This is a genomic window from Streptomyces sp. MRC013 (assembly GCF_023614235.1).
Taxonomy (GTDB): domain Bacteria; phylum Actinomycetota; class Actinomycetes; order Streptomycetales; family Streptomycetaceae; genus Streptomyces.
This window is the reverse complement of the sequence record NZ_CP094264.1, coordinates 3,188,349-3,213,028: the sequence shown is the minus strand read 5'-3', so window position 1 is coordinate 3,213,028 and position 24,680 is coordinate 3,188,349. Positions and strand designations below refer to the sequence as shown.

Here is a 24,680-nt window from a genome sequence, read left to right as displayed (position 1 = left end):
ACGAAGTACCGGCCGCCACGCACCCCCGATACGACCGGACATGCCCGGCATGCCCCGCCCCCGCCGGCTCCGGCCCCCGCGGGAGGCCGCCCGGGCGGCGGGGACGGCGCCCCGCGCGCACGTCGCCGGACGGGAGGGCGGGGCGCCGGCGTCCGCGCACAACTGAAGAGGTCCGCCCACGCACTCTCCCGGGAAGGTTCGGCCCCTGACTGTCCACCAGCTCAACGAACTCCTGCTCGTCGGCTCGCTCGTGCTGCTCGTCGCCGTCGTCGCGGTGCGCCTGTCCTCGCGCAGCGGCCTTCCCAGCCTCCTGCTGTACCTCGGCATCGGCGTCGTCATGGGCCAGGACGGCATCGGCAACATCGCCTTCGACGACGCCGAGCTCACCCAGGTCATCGGGTACGGCGCGCTCGTCGTGATCCTCGCCGAGGGCGGCCTGGGCACCAAGTGGAAGGAGGTGAGGCCCGCGCTGCCCGCCGCGAGCGCCCTGGCGACCGTCGGCGTCGCGGTGAGCGTGGGCGTCACGGCCGCCGCCGCGCACTACCTCGTCGGCCTGGAGTGGCGCCAGGCGCTGCTCATCGGCGCCGTCGTCTCCTCCACCGACGCCGCGGCCGTCTTCTCCGTGCTGCGCAGGGTGCCCCTGCCGTCGCGGGTGACCGGCACCCTGGAGGCCGAGTCTGGGTTCAACGACGCGCCGGTGGTGATCCTGGTGGTCGCCTTCTCGACGACCGGCCCGGTGGACAGCTGGTACGTCCTGATCGGCACGATCGTGCTGGAACTCGCCATCGGCGCCGGTCTCGGCCTGGCGGTCGGCCTCCTCGGCGCGTACGGCCTGAGGCGCGTCGCCCTGCCGGCCTCCGGGTTGTACCCGATCGCCGTGATGGCCATCGCCGTCGCCGCGTACGCGGCGGGCGCCCTCGCGCACGGCAGCGGCTTCCTCGCGGTGTACCTGGCGTCCATGGTGCTCGGCAACGCCGGGCTGCCGCACCAGCCGGCCAACCGCGGCTTCGCCGAGGGACTCGGGTGGATCGCCCAGATCGGGATGTTCGTCCTGCTCGGCCTGCTGGTGACCCCGCACGAACTGCCGGGGGACTTCTGGCCGGCGGTGGTGATCGGCCTGGTCCTGACGGCCGTGGCGCGGCCCGTGTCGGTCCTGCTGAGCCTGACGCCGTTCCGCGTCCCGTGGCAGGAGCAGGCCCTGATGTCGTGGGCCGGGCTGCGCGGCGCGGTGCCGATCATCCTGGCGACGATCCCCATGGTCTCGGGGATCGAGGGCAGCCGGAAGGTCTTCAACATCGTCTTCGTCCTGGTCGTCGTCTACACGCTGGTGCAGGGGCCGACGCTGCCGTGGCTGGCGAGGACGCTGCGGCTGGGCGGCGGGGAGGGGGCCGCCACGGACCTGGGGATCGAGTCGGCGCCCCTGGAGCGGCTCCGCGGACACCTGCTGTCCCTGTCGGTCCCGGAGCGGTCGAGGATGCACGGCGTGGAGGTCGCGGAGCTGCGGCTGCCGCCCGGCGCGGCGGTCACCCTCGTCGTCCGGGACGGTGCGAGCTTCGTACCGTCGCCGACGACGGTGCTGCGGCGCGGCGACGAGCTGCTGGTCGTGGCGACGGATCCGGTGCGGGACGCGGCGGAGCGGCGGCTGCGGGCCGTCGGCCGGGGCGGCAAGCTGGCGGACTGGCTGGGGACGGGCGGCTGACGGCCCCTGCGGCCGGGGCCGGACGTGCCCGTCCTTTCACAGGCGATCAGGTGACGCACGGCACCTTCCGCAGGTGTCGTGCGACCCCCGCCTGTATCATGAAGGCACATTGATCGATCCAACTCTGCCTGACGCAGGGCTGGCGCGACCGTATGGCGGCCGGGTCCCGCGGGTTCCGGTATCCACCGCGCTTCCGCGCAAGAGGACAGCCCTCGGCGGTTCCCGGCATCCCGGCGAGCGCTACCAGGCAGCAGAAAGGCACGGGCCGTGGCATCCACGGTCACCTCCGGCGCCGCGAAGCGCCCCGGTTACGGCCGGCTCCTGCGCACCCCCGGCGTCTGGGCGTTCCTGCTGCCCGGTTTCGCGGCGCGGCAGCCGTTCGCGATGCTCACCATCGGCATCGTCCTGCTGGTCGAACACACCACGGGCTCGTACGGCAGCGCGGGCGCCGTGGCGGCGGTGACCGGCGTTTCCATGGCGCTGGCCGCCCCGTGGAGCGGCAGGCTCGCGGACCGCTTCGGGCAGCGCGCCGTACTGGTCCCCGGCGTCCTGGCGCACACCGCCTCGGTCTCCCTGCTCACGACCCTCGCCCTGGCCGGCGCGCCCCTGTGGGCGCTGCTCGCGGCGGCGGTGCCGAGCGGGGCCTCCGTCCCCCAGATCGGCCCCATGGTGCGGGCCCGGTGGGCGGCCCGGCTGGAGGGCTCGCCGCTGACGTCGACGGCGGCGGCGTTCGAGTCCGTGACGGACGAGTTCACCTTCGTCGTCGGCCCCGTCCTGGCGACCGCGCTGTGCACCGGCGTCCACCCGGCGGCCGGCCTGGTCGCCGAGGCGTCCCTGACGCTCGTCGGCGGCCTGCTGTTCGCCGCCCGGAAGCGCACCCAGCCCGCCCACGGGCCGCACCGCGGCGCAGCGGGGCGGCCCCGCGCGTCGGTGCTGTCCGTGCCGGGCGTGCGCGTACTGGGGGCGGCGTTCCTCGGGATCGGCTCCGTCTTCGGCGGCATGCAGGTCTCGCTGACCGCGTTCACCGAGCAGATCGGCGAGCCCGGCGCCAACGGCCTGCTGTACGGCCTCTTCGCCGCGGGCAACATGCTGGCCGGCGTGGCCGTCGGCGCGATCGCCTGGAAGTGCGGGCCGCGGCGCCGCCTGATGGCCGGATACGCGGCGCTGACCGCGACCGCCTCGCTGCTGTGGGCCGCGCAGACGGTCCCGCTGCTGGGCGCGCTCGGCCTGGTGACCGGGGTGTGCATCGCGCCCGCGCTGATCGGCGGGTACACACTCGTCGAGTCCCTGGTACCGGCCTCCGCGCGCACCGAGGCGCTCACCTGGCTGACCGGCGCCGTCGCGCTGGGCCAGGCCGCGGCCGTGACGGCCGCCGGGCGCCTGGCGGACGCGTACGGCCCGGCCGCCGGGTTCCTGGTGCCGCTGGGCGGTACGGCGCTGGCGCTGGTCACCCTGGTGGCGTTCCGGTCGCGGCTGGCGCCGCCGGCGCCGGGGAGCCGGACCACCGGGCGTGGGATGGGTCACCGCGTGCCGGCGGCGGTGGACTGACGCGGCGGAATGCGTCACTATTGTTCGTCGTTAGCACTCATCGAGTGAGAGTGCCAGGAGGAAGACAAGTGCCGACCTACCAGTACCAGTGCACCGAGTGCGGCGAGGGCCTCGAGGCGGTGCAGAAGTTCACCGATGACGCCCTGACCGAGTGCCCGAGCTGCCAGGGACGCCTGAAGAAGGTGTTCTCGGCGGTCGGCATCGTCTTCAAGGGCTCCGGCTTCTACCGCAACGACAGCCGCGGCGCCTCCTCGAGCAGCTCCCCCGCCTCCAAGTCCTCCTCGCCGGACTCGTCGTCCTCCTCGGGTTCGTCCTCGTCTTCGGGTTCGTCGTCCTCGGGGTCGTCGTCCTCGGACGCGAAGCCCGCGGCGTCGAGCACCGGCGGCGGAACCGGCTCCGCCGCCTGACGGACCGCCGACGCGCTCCGGGCCCCGAACGTCCCGTACGGCGGGGCCCTTCGACGCGCCCGCCGGGCGCGTACGCGCGGGCGCAGGCGCGGGAAGGGGCGCGCCCGGGGGCCGGGCGGGCCGCGTCTAGGGTGAGGCCCATGGCGAAGCATGCAGAGATCGGCGTGATCGGCGGTTCGGGCTTCTACTCCTTCCTGGAGGACGTCACCGAGGTCGAGGTCACCACTCCCTACGGCAAGCCCAGCGACTCCCTGTTCGTCGGGGAGGTGGCCGGACGCCGGGTGGCCTTCCTGCCCCGGCACGGTCGCGCCCACCGGCTGCCGCCCCACCGCATCAACTACCGCGCCAACCTGTGGGCGCTGCGCTCGCTCGGCGTCCGCCAGGTCCTGGGGCCGTGCGCCGTGGGCGGGTTGCGCACCGAGTACGGGCCGGGCACGCTCCTCGTGCCCGACCAGCTGGTGGACCGCACGAAGTCGCGCGTCCAGACCTTCTTCGACGGGGAGCCGCTGCCCGACGGCACGGTGCCGAACGTCGTCCACACCACGTTCGCCGACCCGTACTGCCCGGACGGGCGGAAGGCGGCGCTGCGGGCCGCGCGGGGGCGGGAGTGGGAGGCCGTGGACGGCGGCACGATGGTGGTGATCGAGGGGCCGCGCTTCTCCACCCGCGCCGAGTCGCGCTGGCACGCCGCGATGGGCTGGTCCGTGGTCGGGATGACCGGCCACCCCGAGGCGCTCCTCGCCCGCGAGCTGGGCCTCTGCTACACGTCGCTGGCCCTGGTCACGGACCTGGACGCGGGCGCCGAGACGGGTGAGGGCGTGTCGCACACGGAGGTGCTGCGGGTGTTCGGGGAGAACGTCGAGCGGCTGCGGGCGGTGCTGTTCGACGCGGTGGGGGCGCTGCCGGCGACCGAGAGCCGGTCGTGCCTGTGCACCCACGCCCACGACGGGTGGGACCTGGGGATCGAGCTGCCGTAGGACCGTCGCGCACTCCTGTGGACGAACGCGTTGTCCACAGGCGGTGCAGTCGTCCACAGGCCCGTGCGGAGGCATGGGAAACGCGGGATGGTGAAGCGCGCCGGCACGGTGCCGGCGAAGCCCTCCTGACGACAGGCGGTGTGCCATGACCTCCCGTGCGTACCAGTCCGCGCCCTCCCCCGCCTTCCCGCCCCCGGGCCCCTCCCCCGGCCCCCTTCCGGCGTCGTTCGTACCGGAGACGTGCGCGGTGCCGCGGTTCGCGCCGCTGCGGGTGCGCGGCGGGCGGTTCGGGCTGTGGCGGGCCGCGCGGCGCCGGGGGCGGGCGGTGGCGGCGGGGCTGGCGGCGGCGGCCGCCGTGGTGGCGGTGTCGGGTGTCCGCGGGCCCGCGGCCGGGGCGGACCCGGCGGCCGACGCGGTGCGGGCCGGGCGGACCGGCCCGCCGGCGGTGCCGGCACGGCAGGCGGCGCGGGACCTGGTGTCCGCGCCGGTGCGGATCGCGGACGGGGCCACGGTGCGCCTGCTGCGGCCCGGTGACCGGGTGGACGTGATCGCCGCCCCGGCGGCTCCGGCGGGCGCGTCGGCGGAGGACGGCGGCCCCGAGGCGCGGATCGTGGTGACCGGGGCCCGGGTGACGGCCGTGCCCCGCGCCGCGGAGGGGGAGGGCGGCCCGCCGGACGGTCCGCACGGGCCCGCAGGGGGCGGCGGCGCGCTGCTCGTGCTGGCCGTGCCGCGGGCGGCCGCCCCGGGCCTCGTCGCCGCGTCCGCCACCTCGCACCTGGCGGTGGTCCTGTGCTGACCCGCGCGTCCGGGCGCCGCCGGACCGCGCCCGCCGATTGGACGGGCCCGCCTCCCGCGGGGCGTAATGGCCGCGCCCACTGCACGCGCGACGAAAGGCACCGGAGTGAGTCAGGAGAGCAGGACGAGCGTCCTGGAGGGTTTCAAGGCCTTCCTGATGCGGGGGAACGTGGTGGACCTCGCGGTGGCCGTCGTCATCGGCGCCGCGTTCACCAACATCGTCAACGCGATCGTGAAGGGCGTCATCAGCCCGATCGTCGGGGCCTTCGGCACGAAGAGCCTGGACGGCTACCAGTCCTGCCTCAAGGGCCCCTGCGTGGTCAAGGGGGGTGAGGTCACCGAAGGTGTGGCCATCCTGTGGGGCTCGGTGCTCAGCGCCACGCTCACCTTCCTGATCACGGCCGCGGTGGTCTACTTCCTGATGGTGCTGCCGATGGCCAAGTACCTGGCGAGGAAGGCGGCCCGGGAGAAGGAACTGCACGGCGACCGGGACGACGTGGAGGTCACCGAACTGGACGTGCTGAAGGACATCCGCGACGCACTCGTCCGCCGGGAGGGCGGCAAGGTCCCGGGCTCGGGGGACCACACCCCGTAGCGGGACCGCGGCGACGGCTCAGAGGTGGTGCGGCGGCTTCTCGTCGAGGAAGCGGGCCAGGTCGTCGGCCGCGCCGTCGCCGCCCGGAGCCCGCTCGCCCCATCCGCGGTCCGTGTCGTCCGCGGACTGCTGTTCCAGCGGATCGTCGAAGACCAGCGCGGGCCTCTTCTCGGGCTCGGACCGGTTCTCCGCAGCGCGCGGCCCGGAGACGGGGGCGGTACTCATGCGTCCAGCGTACGCCGTCCGGTGCGGGCTCCGCGCGGGCGGGGAGGCCGCCCGCGCCCGCACGGCGGCGGCCTCCTCCGCCCGGGCACGCCGGACGGGTCCCGCCCCCGGCACGCCGCGGGGCGCCGTCCGCCCCGGCGTGCCGGAGCGGGGCCACGGCGCCGTACGGCGGTCTCCGCGCCGGGTGACGGCGGCCTGCCCGGGTGACGGCGCCCGTGCCGAGTGGCGGCGCCCATACCGGGTGACGGCGCCCGCGCCGGGTCGCCGCCCCGCTCGTGCCGGCTGGCGGTCGCCGGGCCGTACGACGGTCCCCGCACCGGGTGGCTGCGCCGTCCGCACCGGGTGGTGGCGCCCGTGCGGCCCAACGGTGCCCCGCACCGGCGGCTGCGCCGTCCGCACCGGGTGAGGCTGACGGCGCCGGGGCGGCGCCCGTGCGGCTCGCCGGTGCTCCGGTGCTCGCCGCCGAGGTGTGCCGGGCGCACCCGTCGGCCGCTGCGCCGTACCCGCCCGCACGGGCCGGGTGCGCACGGCCCCGGTCCTGTGCTCCCCCATGGGGCCGATGGCGACTTCCCGCCATATCGGGTCCCGCGCGGCGCGCCGCCTGGAACGTCCGCTCCCGGGCCTTCCGGGGCCGGACGCCCCGGAAAAACAGCCGTCGGCCGTCGACCGGGCCACCGGCCGGGGCGTCGGCCGACCCTCCGGGGGCGCACGGGAACCCGCCTCGCGCGCCCTTCGTTTCCCGGAAGCCGGTCGCGTTGTCGTACCTAGGCACTACCTTGAGCAAGCATCGAGTCACATGCGGCGACGGCCTGGAGACCCACCTTGAACGATCCGATCGATCGGAACGATCCGTACGAGACCACGGAGCTGCACGTCGAGCGGCTCCTGGGTCGGGCGCTCAACTCCTTCGACCTGCCCGATGCCCTGGTCGAGCGGCTGCGTTCGACGCTGGCGCACGCGAGCGCGCTGCACTCCTCCCACCACAGCGCGGCCCTGCACCGCGCGACGTACCGGCACACGTACCTGCTGGCGGACGGCAGCTCCCTGACCCTGTGGGAGCTGGTGCACCACACGGGCGGGGACAGCCGGGACCATCACGAGCTGTACGCGGACGAGGCGGACGTGAGGCTGGCAGCGGCACGCCTGTCGGCGGCGTTCGACGTCCCCGGAGCGGTGGGGCGGGCGGACCCGCTCGCCGACGACCTGGACGCGGACCTGGAGCTGCTGAGCGCGCTGATGGTGCGCCCCCCGGCGCCCGCGCCGCGCCTGTACGTGCCGGAGGACTCGGCGGACCACGCGCGCCGGGTGCTGCGCCGCGCGGAGAACGCCGACCGGCCCGGCGAAGCGGTCGCGGCGCGGCTGCGCGGGGCGTTCGCCCACCACATCCAGCAGGTGTTCGGCCGTCAGTGCGGGGTGGCGGGTGGCAGGGAGGCGGGCTTCTCGCTGTACGAGCACGCGTTCCTGCTGCTGGACGGGACGGAGATGAGCGTCTGGGAGGTCGAGCACACGGCCACACCGGACGGCCGCCACATGTGCGAGGTGTACGAGGACGAGCACACGGCCCGGGCGGCGATGGAGGTGCGCGCGACACGGGCACGGTGAGTGCCGGCGCGTGCAGTGGCGGAGGTGCCGCGGCTCGGACGCGGTGAGCACCGGCGCCGGCGGCGACGCCGACGGGCGAAGGTCACACGGCCCGGGGGCGGGCGCCCGGGGCCGGTGGGGCCGAGGGCCGGGAAGACCGGTGGGGGTGGCGCCGCGCCGACCGGCACCTGCGGGCCGCGGCCCCCGCCGGAGGCGGCGGGAGTGCCGTGGGCCCCGGCCGCCGGGAGAGGCGGAAGGCCGTGTCCCCGGCCGCCGGATGGGGACGGGAGCGCCCCGGGCCCGGCCGCCGGCGGAAAGGAAGGTCACGGGGCCGGCCGCCGGAGAGACGACGGACCGTACGCCCGGCCGCTCGGTGAGACGACGGACCGTGCACCCGGCCGCCCGGTGAGGGGGGCCGTGCCTTCGAAGCCGCCGCCCCGCCCCCGGCCCTCGGCCGCCGCCCCGCCCCGCCCCGGGCTGCGGCGCCGCCCCGGGGGGCGGGCGGGGCGGTGAGCCCCGGGGTCACGCCGCCGCGTCGAAGCCCGTGTCCCGGGCCATGCGCTTCAGCTCCAGCAGGGCGTGCTTCTCGATCTGGCGAATCCGCTCGCGGGTCAGGCCGTGCTCCTTGCCGACCTCCGTGAGCGTCCGCTCGCGGCCGTCCTCGATGCCGTACCGCATGCGGATGATGGACGCCGTGCGGTGGTCGAGGCGGCCGATCAGGTCGTCCAGCTCCTCGCTGCGCAGCAGCGTGAGCACCGACTGCTCGGGCGACACCGCCGAGGTGTCCTCCAACAGGTCGCCGAACTGGGTCTCTCCGGCGTCGTCCACCGGCATGTTCAGCGACACCGGGTCACGGGCCCAGTCCAGTACGTCGGAGACCCGCTCCGGAGTGGAGCCGAGCTCCGCGGCGATCTCGGCGGGCTCCGGGTCGCGCCCGTGTTCGCGGTTGAACTCGCGCTGCACGCGGCGGATACGGCCCAGCTCCTCCACCAGGTGGACGGGGAGCCGGATGGTCCGCGACTGGTCCGCGATGGACCGCGTGATGGCCTGGCGGATCCACCACGTCGCGTACGTCGAGAACTTGAAGCCCTTCGTGTAGTCGAACTTCTCCACGGCACGCACCAGGCCGGCGTTGCCCTCCTGGATCAGGTCGAGCAGGGGCAGCCCGCTGCGCGGGTAGCGCCGGGCCACGGCCACCACCAGACGCAGGTTGGAACGGATGAAGACCTCCTTCGCCCGCTCGCCCTCGGCGACCAGGCGCTCCAGCTCCTCCCGGCTCGCACCACCCGCCTCGGTCTCCACCTCGCCGTCCAGGATCTGCCGGGCGTAGACGCCCGCCTCGATGATCTGGGACAACTCGACCTCCTTGGCGGCGTCGAGCAGCGGCGTGCGCGCGATCTCGTCGAGGTACATGCCGACCAGGTCGCGGTCGGCGATCTCCCCGCCCACGGCGCGAACACCGCCGACCCGGTCGGCCCCGGTGGTGGCGGACTGCGGACGGGCGACGGCACGGGTTGCCATGCGAGCTCCCTTACTGAGTAGGTCGCGACACCCTTCCGGGTGCCCTGCATCCGGTGGAAACAACGACTGGAATCGGGACAGAATTCCCATGCCGCCCATCAGTTTCACCGATCATGCAGTACCCTGTGCCGCCCGATGGGCGGGGCTCCCGGTGATCACCCGAGCGGAAGTGCAGGTCGGAGCGGACACACCACCCGAATCCGACCCGCGTGGAGGCCGTACGACCCCCGCGCGGGTGAGACGGTCGTCACACGCGGCACCCTGCCGCATCCCCCGAACGGAGCCACCCCGCGCTCCCTCCGACCGGGAGGACGGTTCCCGCAGCCCCCCGGTTGCCCGGACAACGGACGGGGCGCCCGGGATGTTCCGGAAGGGCCTCCCGCGGGCGGCCCCGCAGGCGGGCACCGGAACCCGGGCGGGAGGCGGCTCGCCCTCCGGGGCCGGGCCCCGGCCCGTTCCGCCGGGCGCCGCACCCTCCTGGGGTCCGCTCCACGGAGGGCCACACCACCGGCGAGCCCACCCCGGCCGCCGAACCGCCGACGCCGCCGAAACCGCCGGCGTCCTCGCCACTCCAGGCACCGCCGACGCCGCCGAAACCGCCGGCGTTCTCGACGAGGCGCTGGAGCGGCCGCACGCCTGCGGCCCGGAGCGACGGGGCGGCTCGGCGACCACGCGCCGGTGGCGAGCGGGGCGCTCGTGCGGCACGGCCGGGCGCAGCGCGTGCGCCGCTGGCTCGACGCGTACCGGACCGGGCGGGGGAGACGCCGGTTCCCGCGGGCGTGCGGCGCGGGAGGACCGGCACGGGACCCTGGGTGATCCGGCAAGGGCCGCGGACCGGGCGGGGTACTTCGCGCGGGAGACCGCCGAGCGGCCCTGGCGCGAGGTCTCGCCGAGTGGTGCCGCGCCGGCTGCCCGGCATCGCGGGCGGCTCCACCCATCCGGTGATCCGCGTCGGCCACGCCGTACGGACCCTGCTCACCGCCGAGGGGACCGTCCCGCGCACCGCCGAGCTCGCGCACGCCCCCGGTCACCGGGCCGCCCGCCATCGGCCCCCGCCACCGCTCCCCCGCCCTGGACGCCGCGCCCACCGCGGCCGCCGCCCTGGACGCCGCCCCCGGCCGGTCCGGTGGCATCCGCCCCCGGCTGGCCCGGCTGACGGCCCCGCCCCGGTGGCGGGGCGCCCGGCCCGGACACGGCGCGCGAGCGCCTCACCGAGCTCGTCGCCGCCACCCACCGGTACGGCACCCACGCGCGGGGGGAGCCGGTCACGCTGGTCCACGCCGCGTCCAACGCCGTGTTGCGCGTGCCGTCGCCCTGCCGCGGGAGCCGTGGGCCTCCGGCGCCGCCGCGTGGGCGGCGGGAGCCGTGGGCCTCCGGCGCCGCCGCGTGGGCGGCGGGCGCGGCGGTCACGGCCGCGTACGCGTCGGCGGCGCCCGCTCCGTGCGGGGTGGTGACCGGCGCGACGGCGGAGGAGGTGTCCGAGCGGGCCGCCGCCCACGGTGACGGGCACGCCGTCAAGCTCGCCGGCTCCGCGCCCGACGTCGCCGGCCCGGTCGCGCCGGTCGCCGCCGCGCGGCCGGTCGGGCCGGTCGTCCCGCGGTTCGGCCGAGCCCTCAGCCGAACTGCACGGACCGTTTGGCCAGGCCCATCCAGAACCCGTCGATGACGCTGCGGCCGGTGTCCAGCTCGCCCACCGCGTCCGCGGCGCCGAGGGTCACGAACAGCGGCGCGAAGTGCTCCGTGCGCGGGTGGGCGAGCCGCCCGGCCGGCGAGGTGCGGAGGAAGTCCAGCAGGGCGTCCACGTCCCGCTCGGCCAGGGCGCGGCGGCCCCAGTCGTCGAACTCGGCCGACCATGCGGGGATGCCGTCCCGCCGCAGCGCGGCGAGGTTGTGGGTGAAGAAGCCGCTGCCCACGATGAGCACGCCCTCGTCGCGCAGCGGCGCCAGCCTGCGGCCCAGCTCCATCAGCCGCACCGGGTCGAGGGTGGGGAGGGACGCCTGGAGGACGGGGACGTCGGCGTCCGGGAACATCTCGACGAGCGGCACGTACGCGCCGTGGTCGAGGCCCCGGTCGGGGATGTCCTGTACGGGCATGCCGGGAGCGCGCAGCAGCTTGCGGACCGCCTCGGCGAGCGCCGGTGCGCCGGGAGCCGGGTAGCGGACCCGGTAGTAGTGCTCGGGAAAGCCCCAGAAGTCGTACACGAGCGGCACGGTCTCGGTGGCGCCGAGCGCGAGCGGGGCCTCCTCCCAGTGGGCGGAGACGACGAGGACCGCGGTCGGCCGGGGCAGGTCGGCGGCCCAGGCGGCGAGCTGGCCGGGCCAGACGGGGTCGTCGGCGAGGGGCGGGGCGCCGTGGGAGAGGTAGAGGGCGGGCATCCGCTCGGTGGTGTCGGTCATAGCGGGTCCTCCGCGTCGCAGGAGCCTTGTGCTTGAAGTTTCAAGCTCACAGGACTCAAGGGTAACGCGGATGATTGAACCTTCAATAAGAAGTAGAGTGGAGGACATGAGCACCGCATCCACCGACGGGGACGGCGCGTCCGGAGCCGCGCCGGGGCGCCCGGAGGGCCCGCGCTGGCTGACCGACCGCGAACAGCGCGTCTGGGGGGCGTACCTCCACGCCTCCATGCTTCTGGAGGACCACCTCGACCGGCAGCTCCAGCGCGACGCGGGGATGCCGCACCTCTATTACGGACTACTCGTCCAGCTCTCCCGGGCGCCCCGGCGCCGACTGCGGATGACGGAGCTGGCCAAGGGCGCGAAGATCACCCGCTCCCGCCTCTCCCACGCCGTCGCGCGCCTGGAGGGGAACGGCTGGGTGCGCCGCGAGGACTGCCCCACCGACAAGCGCGGCCAGAACGCGTACCTGACGGACGAGGGCCTCGACGTACTGCGCCGCAGCGCGCCCGGCCACGTCGAGGCCGTGCGGCAGGCGGTGTTCGACCGGCTCACGCCCGAACAGGTCGACCAGCTCGGCACGATCATGCGCGCGGTGGCCGACGCGCTGGAGCCGCCGGACCCGGACGCGGACCTACCCTGGCTCCGCTGACGGCGCGGAACCGGGACGGGGGCCGCCGGTGCGGAGACGCCCGGGCCGGGCGGCAGGCCGGCGGGGCCCGGATTCAGTGGGCCGCCGGTCCGGAGACGCCCGGGCCGGGCGGCAGGCCGGAGGGGTCCGGGTTCAGTGGGCCGGCGGGGTCCGGGCCCGGCAGGCCGGCGAGGTCCGGGTTCAGTGGGCCGGGACCGGCGCCGGGACCTCGTCGCCGGGCGCACCGCCCTTCACCGCGCCGCGCGGCGCGGAGCCGGGCCTGCCCGTGTTGACCAGCGCCAGCGCGATCGACGCGGCGGCGACGAGGATGCCGACCGCCCACCAGACGGCCGACGTGTAGCCCTCCACCATGGCCTCCAGCCGCACCAGTCGCTGTGCCTGCGGCGAGGTCGCCGAGGCCGCGTGGGCGGCGAGGTACGCGGTGGTCGCGGAGGCGGCGACGGTGTTGAGCAGGGCCGTGCCGATGGCCCCGCCGACCTGCTGCGAGGTGTTCACCATCGCGGAGGCCACTCCCGCGTCACGCGGCTGGACGCCGTGCGTCGCCAGAGCCATCGCCGGCATGAACGCCGTGCCCATGCCCAGGCCGAGCAGCAGCTGCGCGGGCAGGATCAGGCCCGCGTACGAGGTGCCGACCTCCAGCCGGGTCAGCAGCAGCATGCCGGTGGCGGCCGTCAGGAAGCCGGGGGCCATCAGCAGCCGCGGCGGGACGCGGACCATCAGCCGCGTACCGATCTGGGTGGAGCCGGTGACCATGCCGACGACCATCGGAAGGAACGCGAAGCCGGTCTTCAGCGGCGAGTAGCCCTTCACCACCTGGAGGTAGTAGGTGAGGAAGAGGAACAGGCCGAACATGGCGATGACCGCGAGGCCCAGGGAGAGGTAGACCCCGGCGCGGTTGCGGTCGGTGACCACCCGCAGCGGCAGCAGCGGATGCCTCACCGACGACTCCACGGCGACGAACGAGGCCAGCAGCCCCACCGCCGCGACGAGGACGGCCACCGTCCCGGTCTCGGTCCAGCCGTGCGACTCCGCGCGCGTGAAGCCGTACACGAGCGCCACCAGGCCCAGCGTGGACAGGGCGACGCCCGGGACGTCGAGCGGCGAGCGGTTCCGGCCGCCGGCGGGCTCGCGGACCAGGAGGTGCGCGCCGGTCGCGGCGACGATCGCGAAGGGGACGTTGACGTAGAACGTCCAGCGCCAGTCCAGGTACTCGGTGAGGAAGCCGCCCAGGATCAGGCCGACCGCCCCGCCGCCGCCCGCGATGGCGCCGTAGATGCCGAACGCCTTGGCGCGCTCGCGGGCCTCGGTGAAGGTCACGGCGAGCAGGGACAGCGCGGCGGGCGCCAGGAGCGCGCCGAACACGCCCTGCAGGGCGCGGGAGGCGAGCAGCGTCGCCTCGCCGGTCGCCGCGCCGCCCAGCGCGGACGCGGCGGCGAAACCGAGCAGGCCGACGACGAACGCCCGCTTGCGGCCCCACAGGTCGGCCAGCCGGCCGCCGAACAGCAGCAGGCCGCCGAAGGCGAGGGCGTACGCGGTGATGACCCACTGGCGGTTGCCGTCCGAGATGCCCAGGTCGCGCTGGGCGGAGGGCAGGGCGATGTTCACGATGGTGGCGTCGAGGACCACCGTCAACTGGGCCAGGGCGATGAAGACCAGCGCTTTCCAGCGCCTGGGGTCGGGCAGCGTTTCGGCTGTCCCGGGGGTGTTCGACATGGGTGTGGCCGCCTCTTGGGTCGTCGGTGAAGGGCGAGTACGCGGAAATCGGGGTTCGGGGAACGGGGGCCTCGGGGACGGGAGTCCGGGAACAGGGCTCCGGGAAACGGGAGTCCGGGAGACGGGTGGCGGAACAGGAGTTCGGGGAACGGGCGGGGGACGGCGCGCGGTGGACGGGCGGGCGACCGTCAGGGGCGGCCCCGCTTCCGGAGGTCCTCCAAAGTCACCGGGACTCCCGGCAGTCGGGAGCGGCCCGGGGCCTCCAGGCCGTCGAGCAGGAGCTGGAGGTGGCGGTGGACGAACCGGTCGTTGGCCGGGCACGCGGTGCCCGGCAGCGGCCGGGTGAGCTGGGACAGGGCCGTCAGCAGGTCGCCCGCGGCGGCGTCGGGGCGGAGCCGTCCCGCCGTCCGGGCCCGCGCGAACAACCCCTCCACGGCGCCCTCCAACCGGTCGCGCGCGGCGGCGACGCCGGGCTCGTCGTGGTCGAAGGCGCCGGAGAGCATCGGGCACAGGGCGCCGACGCGTTCGTCGGCCGCCTCGTGCGCGAAGCGCCGCAGCGCGGCGAACGGGTCGGCCTCCTCGGCGGCGGCCCGTTCGGCGCTCTGCGCGACACGGGCCATGACGTGGACGACGACCTCGCGGACCAGGGCCGTACGGTCCGGGAAGTGCCGGTACAGGGTGGCGTTGCCGACGCCGGCGCGGCGGGCGATCTCGTCGAGCGCCGCCTCCGCGCCGGACTCGACGAACGCCTCCCGCGCGGCCGCGACGATCCGCTCCCGGTTGCGCAGCGCGTCCGCCCTGAGCGGGGCGCGCCCCGCACCGGCGCCCCCGTGCCCGGTGTCCGCGGCGGATCCGCCGGACGTACGGGACCCACCGGACGCGACGGGCCCACCCGGTGCGGCGGACCCACCGGACGCACCGGACGCGGCAGGCCCCCCGGATGCGGCGGATCCGCCGGACGTACGGGATCCGCCCGATGCGGCACATGTCACCCGAACGGCGGCACCCGCGGTATCCGCGGCGGTCACGGCGGTCACGGTTGCACTCCTCAACTCCGTCCGGAAGGCGGGGTGGTGGTCGGGAGAACTCCTCCGGCCGCCCGTCCCACCCTCACAAACGGGGAGATCATCCCCGCTTGTTCCACCACCCCTCGTGACCTGCGTCACCCCGCAGGCGCGTTCCCACGATCGGGCCACCCGGCGAGCGCCCCCGCACCACCCGGAACAGGCTGTGGGCATGGAGCAGCCGACCAGCCGGAGGCGGCGAATACGCAGGACGGCCGCGATCGGAACCGTCACGGCGCTCGCCGTGGCCGCCCTCGCCACGGCGAGCGCCACACTCCACGGCCCCGCCCCCACCTCGGGGTCGGAGGCTCCCGCCCCCGTGGTGGGGGCGCTCGCGGAGGCCGCCGGCGCCGGCGGCCTCGCCGCCTGCCGCATCCGGGCGGAGATCGGGGTGCAGATGTCCGAGGGCGTCCCCACCCCGCCCGGCTACGTCCGCTCCACCGGCGTGATCCGCGCCCTCAACCTGATGATCGACTTTCCTGACGCACCCGGCGAGGGCCCGGCGATGCACCGGCTCGCGGAGTTCTTCCCGCAGACCGCCGACTGGTTCCGCGTCAGCTCGTACGGGCGGCTGCGGTACGTCCCCCACACGCCCGTGCCGGCCTGGCTGCGGATGCCGCTGCCGTTCCCCGAGTACGGCGTCGACCGCGGCGCACCCTACGAACCGGGTTACCGGAAGCTGGTCGAGCACATCGTCGAGGCGGCCGACGAGCACGTCGACTTCAGCACATACGACCTGGTCAACGTCCTGGTCACACCGAACGCGGGCCCGTCGGCACTGGACACCGTCCTGTCGGTCACCTTCTCCGGAAACGGCGAGGCGCCGACCGCGGACGGGGTGACGCTCTCCAACACGTCCTTCGTGTACAGCCGCCAGGACGACGGCTCCGGGTCCTTCCACGAGACCGGCTACCGCGTGCTGCCGCACGAGAACGGCCACGTCTTCGGCCTGCCCGACCTGTACACCACCGAGGGCGGGGCGGCGGTCGGCCACTGGGACATCATGTCCGAGGACTGGGGTGCCAACAACGACCTGCTGGGCTGGCACAAGTGGAAACTGGGCTGGCTCGACGACGACCAGGTGCGCTGCGCCTCGAAGCGCGGCACCCGCGAGTACACGCTGACGCCGCTGGCCCGGGCGGGGGGCGGCGCGAAGCTGGCGGTCGTCCCGCTGAGCGACCTGGCCGGGTACGTGCTGGAGGTCCGCACCCGGGAGGGCAACGACGAGGCGGTGTGCGAACCGGGCGTGCTGGTCTACCGGGTGCGGACCGACGTGGACACCGGCCAGGGCCCCGTGACCGTCGAGGACGGCGAGCCCGGCAGCGGCGGCTGCACCCGCCGGCCGAACGTGCACGCCGAACTCTCCGACGCGCCGTACGGTCCCGGCGAGACGTTCCGCGACGAGGCGGCCGGGGTGGCGGTGACGGTCCTGTCGCGGGAGCGGAACGGCGCGTACCGGGTGCGGGTGACCCGGGGTTGAGGCACCGGCCCGCCCGTTCCGCCGCGGCGTGCGCGGGATCCCGCGGCCGGTCCGCCACGGCCCTCCCGCCCGCGTCCCGGGACCGGGGATGCGCCCCGCACGACGGCGTGCGGGACGCCCCGTACGCGGCCGGGCGCCGCACGGCGGGCGTCCGCGGCTCCCCGACCGTCACCGGGCCGGGCGGCGCCCCCGGAGCCGTACCACCGCGGTGACCGCCTCTCCCGTCCCGTGCCCGCGCAGGCGGTCGGCCGCCGCCCCGGGTCGACCGGCGGGCGGCAGTCGGTTCCCACCCGGCGGGCGGCCGTGCGGGAGGGGAGGGCGCACCGGCGGGCGGCTCCCACCGCGCCCCGGCGCGGGCGTCCTCGCGGTCAGAACTCCGGCGAGGTCGAAGCTCCGGCATGGTCAGAACTCCGGCGAGGTCAGAGCTCCGGCATGGTCAGAACTCCGGCGAGGTCAGAGCTCCGGCATGGTCAGAACTCCGGCGAGGTCAGAGCTCCGGCGCGAGCAGCGTCAGGCGCAGCAGCGCGGCCGTCCCCAGCAGCGCGGGGGCCGCGTACCACCCCCGGGGCAGCCAGCCAGCCTTGACGAAGACCCACGTCAGCAGCGCGGTGACGGCCGAGAGGACGAGGGCGAGACCGGAGGCGAACTGCGCGTGGGCGACGCTCTCGGTGTCCCACGGCCCGGCCGGCCTCGCCAGGTACGCGAGGAGGACGAGGTACGCCGCCGGGACGTGCGCCAGCGCCGTCAGCACGCCGCAGACGACACGGCTGGCGACGGTCGCACGGGCCCTCGGGGCGGGCGGTGCGGGTGTGGTCGGGCGGGGACGGTTCACCGCAGGGCCCTCCGGGCTTCGTCCAGGTTCCCGGCGAAGTCCCGGCCGTAGCCCTGGGCACCGGGGTCCCGGTAGTAGGGGCCGCCGTTGTAGCGGGCGGCCAGTTCCTGCATCTGGTCGCGGGTCATGCGCTCCGGGGGCACGTCGGCGAAATCGCTCTCCGCCTTGAGCTGGGCGAGGTACTCGGAGGCAATGAAGATGTTCTTCGCCGGATTCCTGATAGCGCCCACCACCTGGTCGCGCTGCTGGTCGGTGAGGTGGTGCGGGTCGTAGCCGAGCACCTCCGCGGCGCGGCGGACCTGGATGGACAGCGGGCCCATCGACGTCTCGTCGGGATCCTTGGTGCCGGGCAGGAACTTGCGTCCCTCGTAGGCCAGGTCGTCCAGGAGGGCGGGGTCGCCCATGACCTCCCGCCAGGCGATCCCGGCGACCATCTCCGGCGGCAGGCCCGCGTCCTGCGCCGCCGCCCTGATGATGTGGCTGTTGGCCGAGACGAACTCGCGGCGCCCCTCGTCGGAGGTGGAGGGGAGCCAGTAGTTGTTGCCCTGGCCGCCGGGCAGGCCGTCGACCCGGGTCTGGATGCGGAACAGGGTCTCGCTGACCACGACGTGGGTGCCGGTGGTGGGGATGTCGTCCACCTTGGGCCCGGCTCCCGGGAGCCGGGCGAAGGGGTGGTCGCTCGCCTGCCGCGCCTCGGCCCCCAGCGGCCCGAGGCTCCTGAGGAACCGCGCCGGATCGGAGACGGGGCCGGTGAAGTCGGGCAGGGACCGGTACGCCGCCCTCAGGTCGCCGACGCACTTCTCGCGCGCCCCGGACTCCACGCGCAGGGCGTCGTCGTAGTGGCCGCGGGTCTGCTGGTAGAGGCGCTCGGCCTCGCCCCGGATGGCGTCGAGGTCGACACCGAGCTCGGCGATCCAGTCCAGGAAGCCCGTCGTGGAGCGCAGGTCCTCCCACTGCCGCAGGGGCTCCGCCGCCCGCGCGGTCCTCGTGACGGCGACGGCCTCCCGCCCGATCACCTCCGCCAGCCGTCCCTCGGACGCCCTGCCGCTCTTGTAGTGGCTCCTGGCCGTGGTGACGGCCTCGGCGTACGAGGTGAGGGCGCCCGCCACCGCCCGGAAGGCGCGCGACAGGGCGTCGGTGATGTCCCGCGCCTCGCGCAGCCGCCGGGCGTACAGGTCGGCGGCCTCGCTGCGCCACCGCACCGCGGCCGCCTTGGCGAAGGCGTCGTCGGTGGTGTCGATCAGCCGGTGCAGCCGGGTGAACTCCGCGGCGCTGCGCCCGATCAGCGCCGGGTTGGCGTCCTCGAGGAAGCGTACGTCGGCACGGTAGGTCATGGGCCCGTCACCGGTCCCCGGGGGCGGTGTACCGCCCCGAGACGAGCACGGCGTCCAGCTGCCCGCGGACCGCTTCGTCGTACTGCGTGTACGCGTTGCCCGCGGACGTCAGCTTGCCGGACAGCGCGGTCAGCAGCACGACCGCGTCGTTGTACTGGTCCTGGGCGTACCGGGCGAACGTCACGAGCTGCGCGGAGACCTCCTGGTGGGACCGGGGGGCACGGCACATCGTCGCGTTCTCACCGTCCATGCGCCCTTCGTACAGCACCCCGGCGATCTCCAGCAGCACGTGGGAACTGCCGTCGATGGAGTCCGCGCTCACGGCGTACCCCCCACCGCGCCCGTCCGGGCCGGCGGCGCCACCGCCCGGATCGGCCGCGACCTGGTTCAGCCGCATGCGCGCCGGGTCCTGCAGACGTACCAGGGCCTCCGCTTTGAGCTCGGCCCACTCCTCTTCCCACGACACGTGTCCGTCCCCCGTCCGACCGTCGGATGCGCCTGTGGCGTGCGCCCTCATCATGACCAGTCACCCGGAATGCGGCAAGGGCACCCGAAAACGACATCACCCTTTCGAACAGGACAACGACCGCGATCTGAAAGCAAAGCGTCTGGTGTGCCGGAGGATGCACCACCCGCCCCTCCGGCCCCTGCCTCCCCCCGCTCGCCCCGCCTTCCCCCAGATCGACTTCTCGCCTCCCCTCCTCTTCCTTCTCTCCCTCCTCTCCCTCCTCCTCTCCCTCCTCCTCTCCCTCCTCTCCTCCCTCTCCTCCCTCCGGGCACGTACGGCCGGGTGCCTCGACGACGGGCCCGGCGGTCTGCCGGCTCCCGCCCGCGTCGACCCGGTGACCGGCCACCGCCTCTACCCACCGGAGCAACTGGACCAAGCCCCGCCGGCCGCCTGGCCCCGACGGCCGGGGACGCCTCGCGCCCGCGTCCAGCGGTCACTGCTGATACGCGCTCTCGGCCGACGTGGAGGATCGGCGGCGAGGTCTCCCGGCCCGCACGGGACACGGCGCACGCTCCGGTGCTGTCGACGCGGCCGGTCCGCGGCCTCACCCGGCGACGGGCCCGGTGACACCGCCCGGGACCGCGGTACACGGTCACGACCGGCCGGGTTCACGGGTGCGAGCCGATCGAGGGGCCCCGCCCACCGGACGCGCTCGACTTCCCCGAGGCGTCAGAGGTGTTGTCCCGGCCCTTCGCCTCCACTTCGAGCACGTCGAAGGAAAGTCACGGAATATCCCGGATTTCCTGACTGTGGCCGATGGCCGGGAGTAGCTGCTCGGCGTTTGCCCGGCCCGTCGGGTCAAGGCGAGCGGTGCGCTGAAGTTCGCGGCGGCCCGCGAGACGGTGGTTGCGTACGGATGGCGGTTGCGTGCGGATGGCGCTATTCGGTGGTGACCGGCTGGCGCCGGCGCGTCTTCGGCGTGCTGGACCACCTGCCGTCCCGCCGTCAGCCCGCGCGGGACCTGCCCGGCGTACGGGACCGGGTGCTCTCCGCGCTCGGGGCGCGGAGGACGCCGTTCGGGCGGCCGGCGAAGTCGACGGGGCCGCCGACGGTGGCCCGCGCGCACATCGTGCGGCTGCATCAGCGGCCGCACCAGGGGAGGACGGGGTTCCTCCCCTCCACCGAGGTGTGGGGCTCCGCAAGGAGGAACCGCCGCCGGTACGCCGTCTCAGCGGCGTCGACGATCGCCTCCAAGGCAGTCCGGTCGAGGGCGCCTCCGACGGCGGTTCCGAACGCGGGTACGGCCTTACCGGGCCCCTTCTTGTGAGGCGAAAGCCGAATGCCTTCGCGATCGGTCGTCGTTCATTGCGAGGAGCCGAAGGCGGTCTCCACGTTCTCGCCGCCCCAGCCGGTCGGACTGCGCCAGATGACGTTGACCCGGAAGACGTCGCGGATCGTGTCCGCGGACCAGTTCTCGGCAGGCGGTTCGGCCAGAACGAGGTAGAGGCCGTCAGCCGGTGCGGGGAGCGTGTGGTTGATCTCGAGTAGGCGGGTCGCACCCGATCGCAGGTCTGCGTAGGTGGAGCGGCCCGCGCCCAAGGCCTCGTAGAGGAAGAGACCGTGCTGGGTGACACAGCCGACGTCGACGATCGCCGAGTCGGTCGGCTGAAGGTCCGCCCAGAGGAGTGAAGCCTTCAACGCATGGCGAACCGCTTCGTGCCTCTTGCACGTGCGGTCGGTGCCGGCGGCAGCCTCCAACGTCCGAAGGAGGCTGTCCTTCGTGGTCGCGTCCGGTGTTGCGGCGGTCGTGTCTGCGGTGGTGTTTGCGGTGGTCATCCGCACTTCTTCCTTCTGGTCGGGCGGCGTCGGGGTGGTGGGGGCCACATCGTCGGAGTTCGGCTCCGTCACCGCGCCGAAGCGCTTCCGGAGGCCTCGCCGCGCTTCGGCGAGAGGTTCGGCCCAGCCGGAAGCAACCAGTCTCTCCGCGAGTCGGCCCGCGTCGAAGGTGCCCTCCTTGAGGGCGCGGTTGGTGGCCGCGGCGAGGTCGCGAAGGGCTCCGAGTCGTTCCCTGTCCGGATCGCCGAGCAGGTGAAGCACGTCGACCCAGTCGGCCTGGTCCCGTCGGAGGACGCGGTTGGCCATACCCTGGAGCTCGGAGAGACGGCTGCGGGCGTCGGGGACGTCGCCCTCGTTCTCGGTCAGTTCTGCGAGAACGTCCAGGGCCGCGAGGTAGCGCCCCGCCATCCGCTCCGAAACGGGCGACCGGCCGCGCTGGTCGGCGGTGAGCACGGTCTGGGTCGTCTCGTTCACGAACACCCAGCAGTCCAGCCTCTCGCCCCGCCGCGGGGGCACCGATCCGTGGCGGACGGTGAGGACGAGCGGCCGGTCGATCACCGGCGACAGGGGCTTGACCTTGTAGCGGCCGCCCGGAGCCCGGTCCACGACCTCGACCCGAACATCGGTGCCGACCCGGGGAAGCCCCCCGGTCCCGTCGTCCTCCGGCCGGGCCTCGGGCACCGACGGTGCCTGGGCGTTCCCGGAACCCGTCAGCGCCTCCGGCAACGAGGCGGTGTGCAGGACGGTCAGGCTCTGGGTGCTGCGGGTGAGGGCCACGTACAACTGGCGCAGCCCGGCGGGACCGCGGTCGGCGATCGTCGCCGGCTCGACGACCAGGACGTGGTCGTACTCCATTCCCTTGGCCTGGGTGGCGGCCAGTACGGACACGGCCTCGCGGTCCTGCTCGGCGATGTCACTGCCCTCGTGGATCCGGCGGCTGATGGCCTCCAGCCAGTCCGAGTCGTCGGGGACGACGACGGCGACGGAGCGGGGGGTGCTGCCGTCACTGGTGCGCACGAGCCGTGCCACGTGGGCGACGGTGTCGTCGAGCAGCTTCCACGGTTCGGTCGCCACGGTCCGTACGGCGTCCGCTCCCGCCTCGCGGACGGCCCGCGGGTACGGCAGGGACGGGGCGATCGTCCGCGCGAGAGGGGCGACGAACTCCATGATCTCGGCGGGGACGCGATAGCTGGTGGTGAGCTGGGCGACGCTCCAGTCGCCGTGGTCGGAGAGGAGCGCCCCGAGCAGGTCCCAGCTCGCCGGGACGTGGGCGCCCGTCGCCTGCGCGAGGTCGCCCAGGACGGTCATGGAACCGCCCACGGCACAGCGTCGCCGCAGCGAGCGGGCCTGCATGGGCGTGAGGTCCTGGGCCTCGTCGACGACGATGTGGCCGTAGCGTGGCGGGGTGTCGCCGCTGATCAGCACGCGGAGCTCTTCGAGGCAGACGTGGTCGTCGAGAGTCCACGGGTCGGCGTCGGCGCTGGCGGCGCGGGGCCGCAGCAGGACCGTCCGCTCGTCCTCGTCGAGGATGCCGTCGGCGCAGTCCCGCAGGAGGTCGGCCGAGTCGTAGAGGCTGCGCAGGGCCTCCCGGGGGCCGGGGGACGGCCAGACGCGTTCGATGAGGCGCTCGACCCGACGGTTGCGTTCCAGGTCGCGGCGGATCGTGCCGGCCTGCCCGCGGCGCGGCGCGATGTCGGCGAGCTCCTGGAGGAGCCGGTCGACGAAGAGGCCGCGGAAGCGGTCGCGCCGCTCCCGGAAGGGCCCGTCGCCGGCGTGAGCCTGGTCGAGGAGGGCGAGGACCTCGGACTTCGGCACGCGGAGGGTCGTACTGCCGGCGGTGACGACGATCGCGGGCTCGTCGCCCTCGAAAGAGGGGTCGACGGTGAGGGCGTCGAGGGCCTCGGGGCGGTAGTCGCTCTCGACGCGACGCCGCAGCACGGCCGCCATGCGCTCGTCCGACTTCACCAGGCGCGCCTTCGGGGAGTCGGTGCCGAGGATCTCGCCCTCCCACAGGCGGTCGAGCTGGACGGCGTTGACGCCCCGGGTGCCGAGGGTGGGGAGGACCTGCCCGACGTAGTCGAGGAACCGCTGGTGCGGGCCGATGACGAGGATGTCCTGGGCCTTGAAGTGCTCGTTGTTGACGAGCCAGGTCACTCGGTGGAGACCGACCGCCGACTTGCCGGTGCCGGGGCCGCCCTGCACGACGAGGATGTCCGAGGGGGAACCGGTGACCAGCTCCATCTGGTCGCGGCGGATGGTCTCGACGATGTCCCGCATCCGGCCGCCGCGCGACCGCTGGAGCTCCCGCAGCAGGAAGTCGTCGGGCTGGAGCGCCTTCCGCCGCTGCCGCCGTACGACATCGCCGGGGGTGGGGGCCGGCGCGTGCCCCGGGCCCTGGGGCGCCTCCGTCTCCTCCGCCACGCTGTCGTCGGCGGCCCGACGGGGCCCGGGTACGGTGGCGGGCCCGGGTACGGCCGAGGGCGCGGAAGCGGGCACCGGCGGGGAAGCGGGCGCCGGCGCGGAAGCGGGCGCCGGCGGGGAGATCTCGTCGAAGTAACCCTCGACTTTCCGCTGCGCGCAGCGGAGCTGCCGACGCAGGACCACCTCGCCCGGACTCTCGGGCCGGGTCTCGATCCACTTCTTCGCCAGGGGACTAGTCCACAGCAGGACCACCGGCTCGTGCGAGGCGTCGTGCACGCCACGGCGTCCGATGTACCAGGGGCGGGGCTCTCCTCCGGGGTCCTCCGGCGCGTCGACGCGGGCGAAGACCAGGGCTTCGTCGCCGAGCCCCCCGTAGGCCTCCGCGCGCGCCTCCGCCTCGGCCCGGTTGGTGATCCCGTCCTTGCCGCTCGCCGAGGCGGTGGCGGCCGAGGTGCCGCTCAGTTCGGCCAGTTTCGCGGTGTAGCAGTCGTACGCGTGGTCCACCGCCCGCTGCTCGCCGGCGAGGATCTCGTCCCGAGTGGTGGTGCTCATGTGCGTCCTCCCTGCGGTGCCGGAGAACACCGCCACGGGCATGCGCCCGTACCCCGCTCAAACAACTATCAGAAACCGAACGGTGACGAACAGTCAGGGCTCAGTTCCGGACGGGACCATCGTCTCGGCCCGCCAACCCCGCACCCGGTCATACGCGAGCCCGGGCCCGTACGGGCGGTAGCGGCGCCCAGACCGGGCTGGGGCCGGAGGGGCCGAAGGGGCCGGAGGGGCCGAAGGGGCCGAAGGGGCCGAAGGGGCCGAAGGGGCCAGAGAGGCCGGAGGGTCCGGAAGGGCCGGAAGGGCCGGAAGGGCCGGAAGGGCCGGAAGGGCCGGAAGGGCCGGAAGGGCCGGAAGGGCCGGAAGGGCCCTCGCCCGCCGAACCGTCTCCGCGGGTGCGACGGAGTGCCGGAGAAGCAGCTTGGCGCGCCCCGTGGTGCGGGACGGCCCGGGCGTCGCGGCTTCAGCACACCAAGCCCCGGAAGGAGTCCCCAGACCTCGGACGGGAGACGAAGCCGGACCGTATCGAGCACGTCCTGGACCGCTCCCAGGGCCGGGTTCTCGCCTTTGACGGGTTCGGCCCGCTCGGAATCCGGTCCACCGCCGGCCC

General features: G+C 74.8%; 18 protein-coding genes. 9 read left to right on the top strand and 9 right to left on the bottom strand.

The window, feature by feature from the left end:
* The first annotated feature begins 205 nt into the window (after positions 1–205).
* The 6 genes from LUW75_RS14780 (at position 206) to LUW75_RS14755 (ending at position 6,021) form a co-directional block, all read left to right on the top strand.
* Positions 206–1,699 (top strand): potassium/proton antiporter, encoded by a 1,494-nt coding sequence (locus LUW75_RS14780; RefSeq protein ID WP_250337676.1) that lies wholly within the window; start codon positions 206–208, stop codon positions 1,697–1,699.
* 267 nt (positions 1,700–1,966) lie between these two features.
* Positions 1,967–3,247 (top strand): MFS transporter, encoded by a 1,281-nt coding sequence (locus tag LUW75_RS14775; RefSeq protein WP_250336032.1) that lies wholly within the window; start codon positions 1,967–1,969, stop codon positions 3,245–3,247.
* 68 nt (positions 3,248–3,315) lie between these two features.
* Positions 3,316–3,654: an FmdB family zinc ribbon protein gene (locus LUW75_RS14770; protein WP_250336031.1), complete on the top strand. Its 339-nt coding sequence runs from the start codon at positions 3,316–3,318 to the stop codon at positions 3,652–3,654.
* A gap of 140 nt (positions 3,655–3,794) precedes the next feature.
* Positions 3,795–4,631, top strand: coding sequence for an S-methyl-5'-thioadenosine phosphorylase (locus LUW75_RS14765; protein ID WP_250336030.1), 837 nt, complete (start codon positions 3,795–3,797; stop codon positions 4,629–4,631).
* 145 nt (positions 4,632–4,776) lie between these two features.
* A complete protein-coding gene (locus LUW75_RS14760) occupies positions 4,777–5,427 on the top strand; it encodes an RcpC/CpaB family pilus assembly protein (protein ID WP_250336029.1) in 651 nt (216 codons plus the stop codon).
* Between the two features lie 156 nt (positions 5,428–5,583).
* Positions 5,584–6,021, top strand: coding sequence for a large conductance mechanosensitive channel protein MscL (locus tag LUW75_RS14755; RefSeq protein WP_462933796.1), 438 nt, complete (start codon positions 5,584–5,586; stop codon positions 6,019–6,021).
* Positions 6,022–6,039: 18 nt separating this feature from the next.
* On the opposite strand, the gene LUW75_RS14750 is transcribed toward LUW75_RS14755, so the two are convergent.
* Positions 6,040–6,246, bottom strand: coding sequence for a hypothetical protein (locus LUW75_RS14750; protein ID WP_250336027.1), 207 nt, complete (start codon positions 6,244–6,246; stop codon positions 6,040–6,042).
* An 822-nt stretch (positions 6,247–7,068) separates the two neighbouring features.
* Between LUW75_RS14750 and LUW75_RS14745 the strand changes: the two genes are divergently transcribed.
* On the top strand, positions 7,069–7,848 hold the full coding sequence (locus LUW75_RS14745; protein WP_250336026.1) for a DUF6227 family protein: 780 nt from the start codon (positions 7,069–7,071) through the stop codon (positions 7,846–7,848).
* Between the two features lie 501 nt (positions 7,849–8,349).
* On the opposite strand, the gene LUW75_RS14740 is transcribed toward LUW75_RS14745, so the two are convergent.
* Both LUW75_RS14740 and LUW75_RS14730 read right to left on the bottom strand, forming a co-directional pair.
* A complete protein-coding gene (locus tag LUW75_RS14740; protein ID WP_250336025.1) occupies positions 8,350–9,348 on the bottom strand; it encodes a sigma-70 family RNA polymerase sigma factor in 999 nt (332 codons plus the stop codon).
* A gap of 1,613 nt (positions 9,349–10,961) precedes the next feature.
* Positions 10,962–11,723, bottom strand: coding sequence for a dioxygenase family protein (locus LUW75_RS14730; RefSeq protein ID WP_462933795.1), 762 nt, complete (start codon positions 11,721–11,723; stop codon positions 10,962–10,964).
* A gap of 127 nt (positions 11,724–11,850) precedes the next feature.
* Here LUW75_RS14730 and LUW75_RS14725 point away from each other — a divergent pair, with 127 nt between their 5' ends.
* Positions 11,851–12,393, top strand: coding sequence for a MarR family winged helix-turn-helix transcriptional regulator (locus LUW75_RS14725; protein ID WP_250336023.1), 543 nt, complete (start codon positions 11,851–11,853; stop codon positions 12,391–12,393).
* A 180-nt stretch (positions 12,394–12,573) separates the two neighbouring features.
* Here LUW75_RS14725 and LUW75_RS14720 read toward each other — a convergent pair whose 3' ends face one another.
* Both LUW75_RS14720 and LUW75_RS14715 read right to left on the bottom strand, forming a co-directional pair.
* The gene (locus LUW75_RS14720; protein WP_250336022.1) at positions 12,574–14,106 is read right to left on the bottom strand and encodes an MFS transporter; all 1,533 of its coding nucleotides are present in this window, start codon (positions 14,104–14,106) and stop codon (positions 12,574–12,576) included.
* A gap of 188 nt (positions 14,107–14,294) precedes the next feature.
* Positions 14,295–14,894, bottom strand: coding sequence for a TetR/AcrR family transcriptional regulator (locus LUW75_RS14715; protein ID WP_250337675.1), 600 nt, complete (start codon positions 14,892–14,894; stop codon positions 14,295–14,297).
* 448 nt (positions 14,895–15,342) lie between these two features.
* On the opposite strand from LUW75_RS14715, the gene LUW75_RS14710 reads away from it, so the two are divergent.
* Positions 15,343–16,650 (top strand): M6 family metalloprotease domain-containing protein, encoded by a 1,308-nt coding sequence (locus LUW75_RS14710; protein ID WP_250336021.1) that lies wholly within the window; start codon positions 15,343–15,345, stop codon positions 16,648–16,650.
* A gap of 487 nt (positions 16,651–17,137) precedes the next feature.
* Here LUW75_RS14710 and LUW75_RS14705 read toward each other — a convergent pair whose 3' ends face one another.
* The 4 genes from LUW75_RS14705 to LUW75_RS14690 all read right to left on the bottom strand — a co-directional run bounded on the left by LUW75_RS14705 (position 17,138) and on the right by LUW75_RS14690 (position 24,073).
* Positions 17,138–17,401, bottom strand: coding sequence for a hypothetical protein (locus LUW75_RS14705; protein WP_250336020.1), 264 nt, complete (start codon positions 17,399–17,401; stop codon positions 17,138–17,140).
* A gap of 77 nt (positions 17,402–17,478) precedes the next feature.
* Positions 17,479–18,816, bottom strand: a complete 1,338-nt coding sequence (locus LUW75_RS14700; RefSeq protein WP_250336019.1) for a hypothetical protein — start codon at positions 18,814–18,816, stop codon at positions 17,479–17,481.
* A gap of 7 nt (positions 18,817–18,823) precedes the next feature.
* Positions 18,824–19,282, bottom strand: a complete 459-nt coding sequence (locus LUW75_RS14695) for a hypothetical protein (protein ID WP_250336018.1) — start codon at positions 19,280–19,282, stop codon at positions 18,824–18,826.
* Positions 19,283–20,626: 1,344 nt separating this feature from the next.
* Positions 20,627–24,073: an AAA family ATPase gene (locus LUW75_RS14690; protein ID WP_250336017.1), complete on the bottom strand. Its 3,447-nt coding sequence runs from the start codon at positions 24,071–24,073 to the stop codon at positions 20,627–20,629.
* Positions 24,074–24,680 lie beyond the last annotated feature (607 nt).

Bases quoted from the DNA above. Each gene is read 5' to 3' on its own strand.
- LUW75_RS14765 (WP_250336030.1), top strand. From the start codon at position 3,795: ATGGCGAAGCATGCAGAGATCGGCGTGATCGGCGGTTCGGGCTTCTAC.
- LUW75_RS14760 (WP_250336029.1), top strand. From the start codon at position 4,777: ATGACCTCCCGTGCGTACCAGTCCGCGCCCTCCCCCGCCTTCCCGCCC.
- LUW75_RS14755 (WP_462933796.1), top strand. From the start codon at position 5,584: ATGCGGGGGAACGTGGTGGACCTCGCGGTGGCCGTCGTCATCGGCGCC.
- LUW75_RS14750 (WP_250336027.1), bottom strand. From the start codon at position 6,246: ATGAGTACCGCCCCCGTCTCCGGGCCGCGCGCTGCGGAGAACCGGTCC.
- LUW75_RS14740 (WP_250336025.1), bottom strand. From the start codon at position 9,348: ATGGCAACCCGTGCCGTCGCCCGTCCGCAGTCCGCCACCACCGGGGCC.
- LUW75_RS14730 (WP_462933795.1), bottom strand. From the start codon at position 11,723: ATGCCCGCCCTCTACCTCTCCCACGGCGCCCCGCCCCTCGCCGACGAC.
- LUW75_RS14725 (WP_250336023.1), top strand. From the start codon at position 11,851: ATGAGCACCGCATCCACCGACGGGGACGGCGCGTCCGGAGCCGCGCCG.
- LUW75_RS14720 (WP_250336022.1), bottom strand. From the start codon at position 14,106: ATGTCGAACACCCCCGGGACAGCCGAAACGCTGCCCGACCCCAGGCGC.
- LUW75_RS14710 (WP_250336021.1), top strand. From the start codon at position 15,343: ATGGAGCAGCCGACCAGCCGGAGGCGGCGAATACGCAGGACGGCCGCG.
- LUW75_RS14700 (WP_250336019.1), bottom strand. From the start codon at position 18,816: ATGACCTACCGTGCCGACGTACGCTTCCTCGAGGACGCCAACCCGGCG.
- LUW75_RS14690 (WP_250336017.1), bottom strand. From the start codon at position 24,073: ATGAGCACCACCACTCGGGACGAGATCCTCGCCGGCGAGCAGCGGGCG.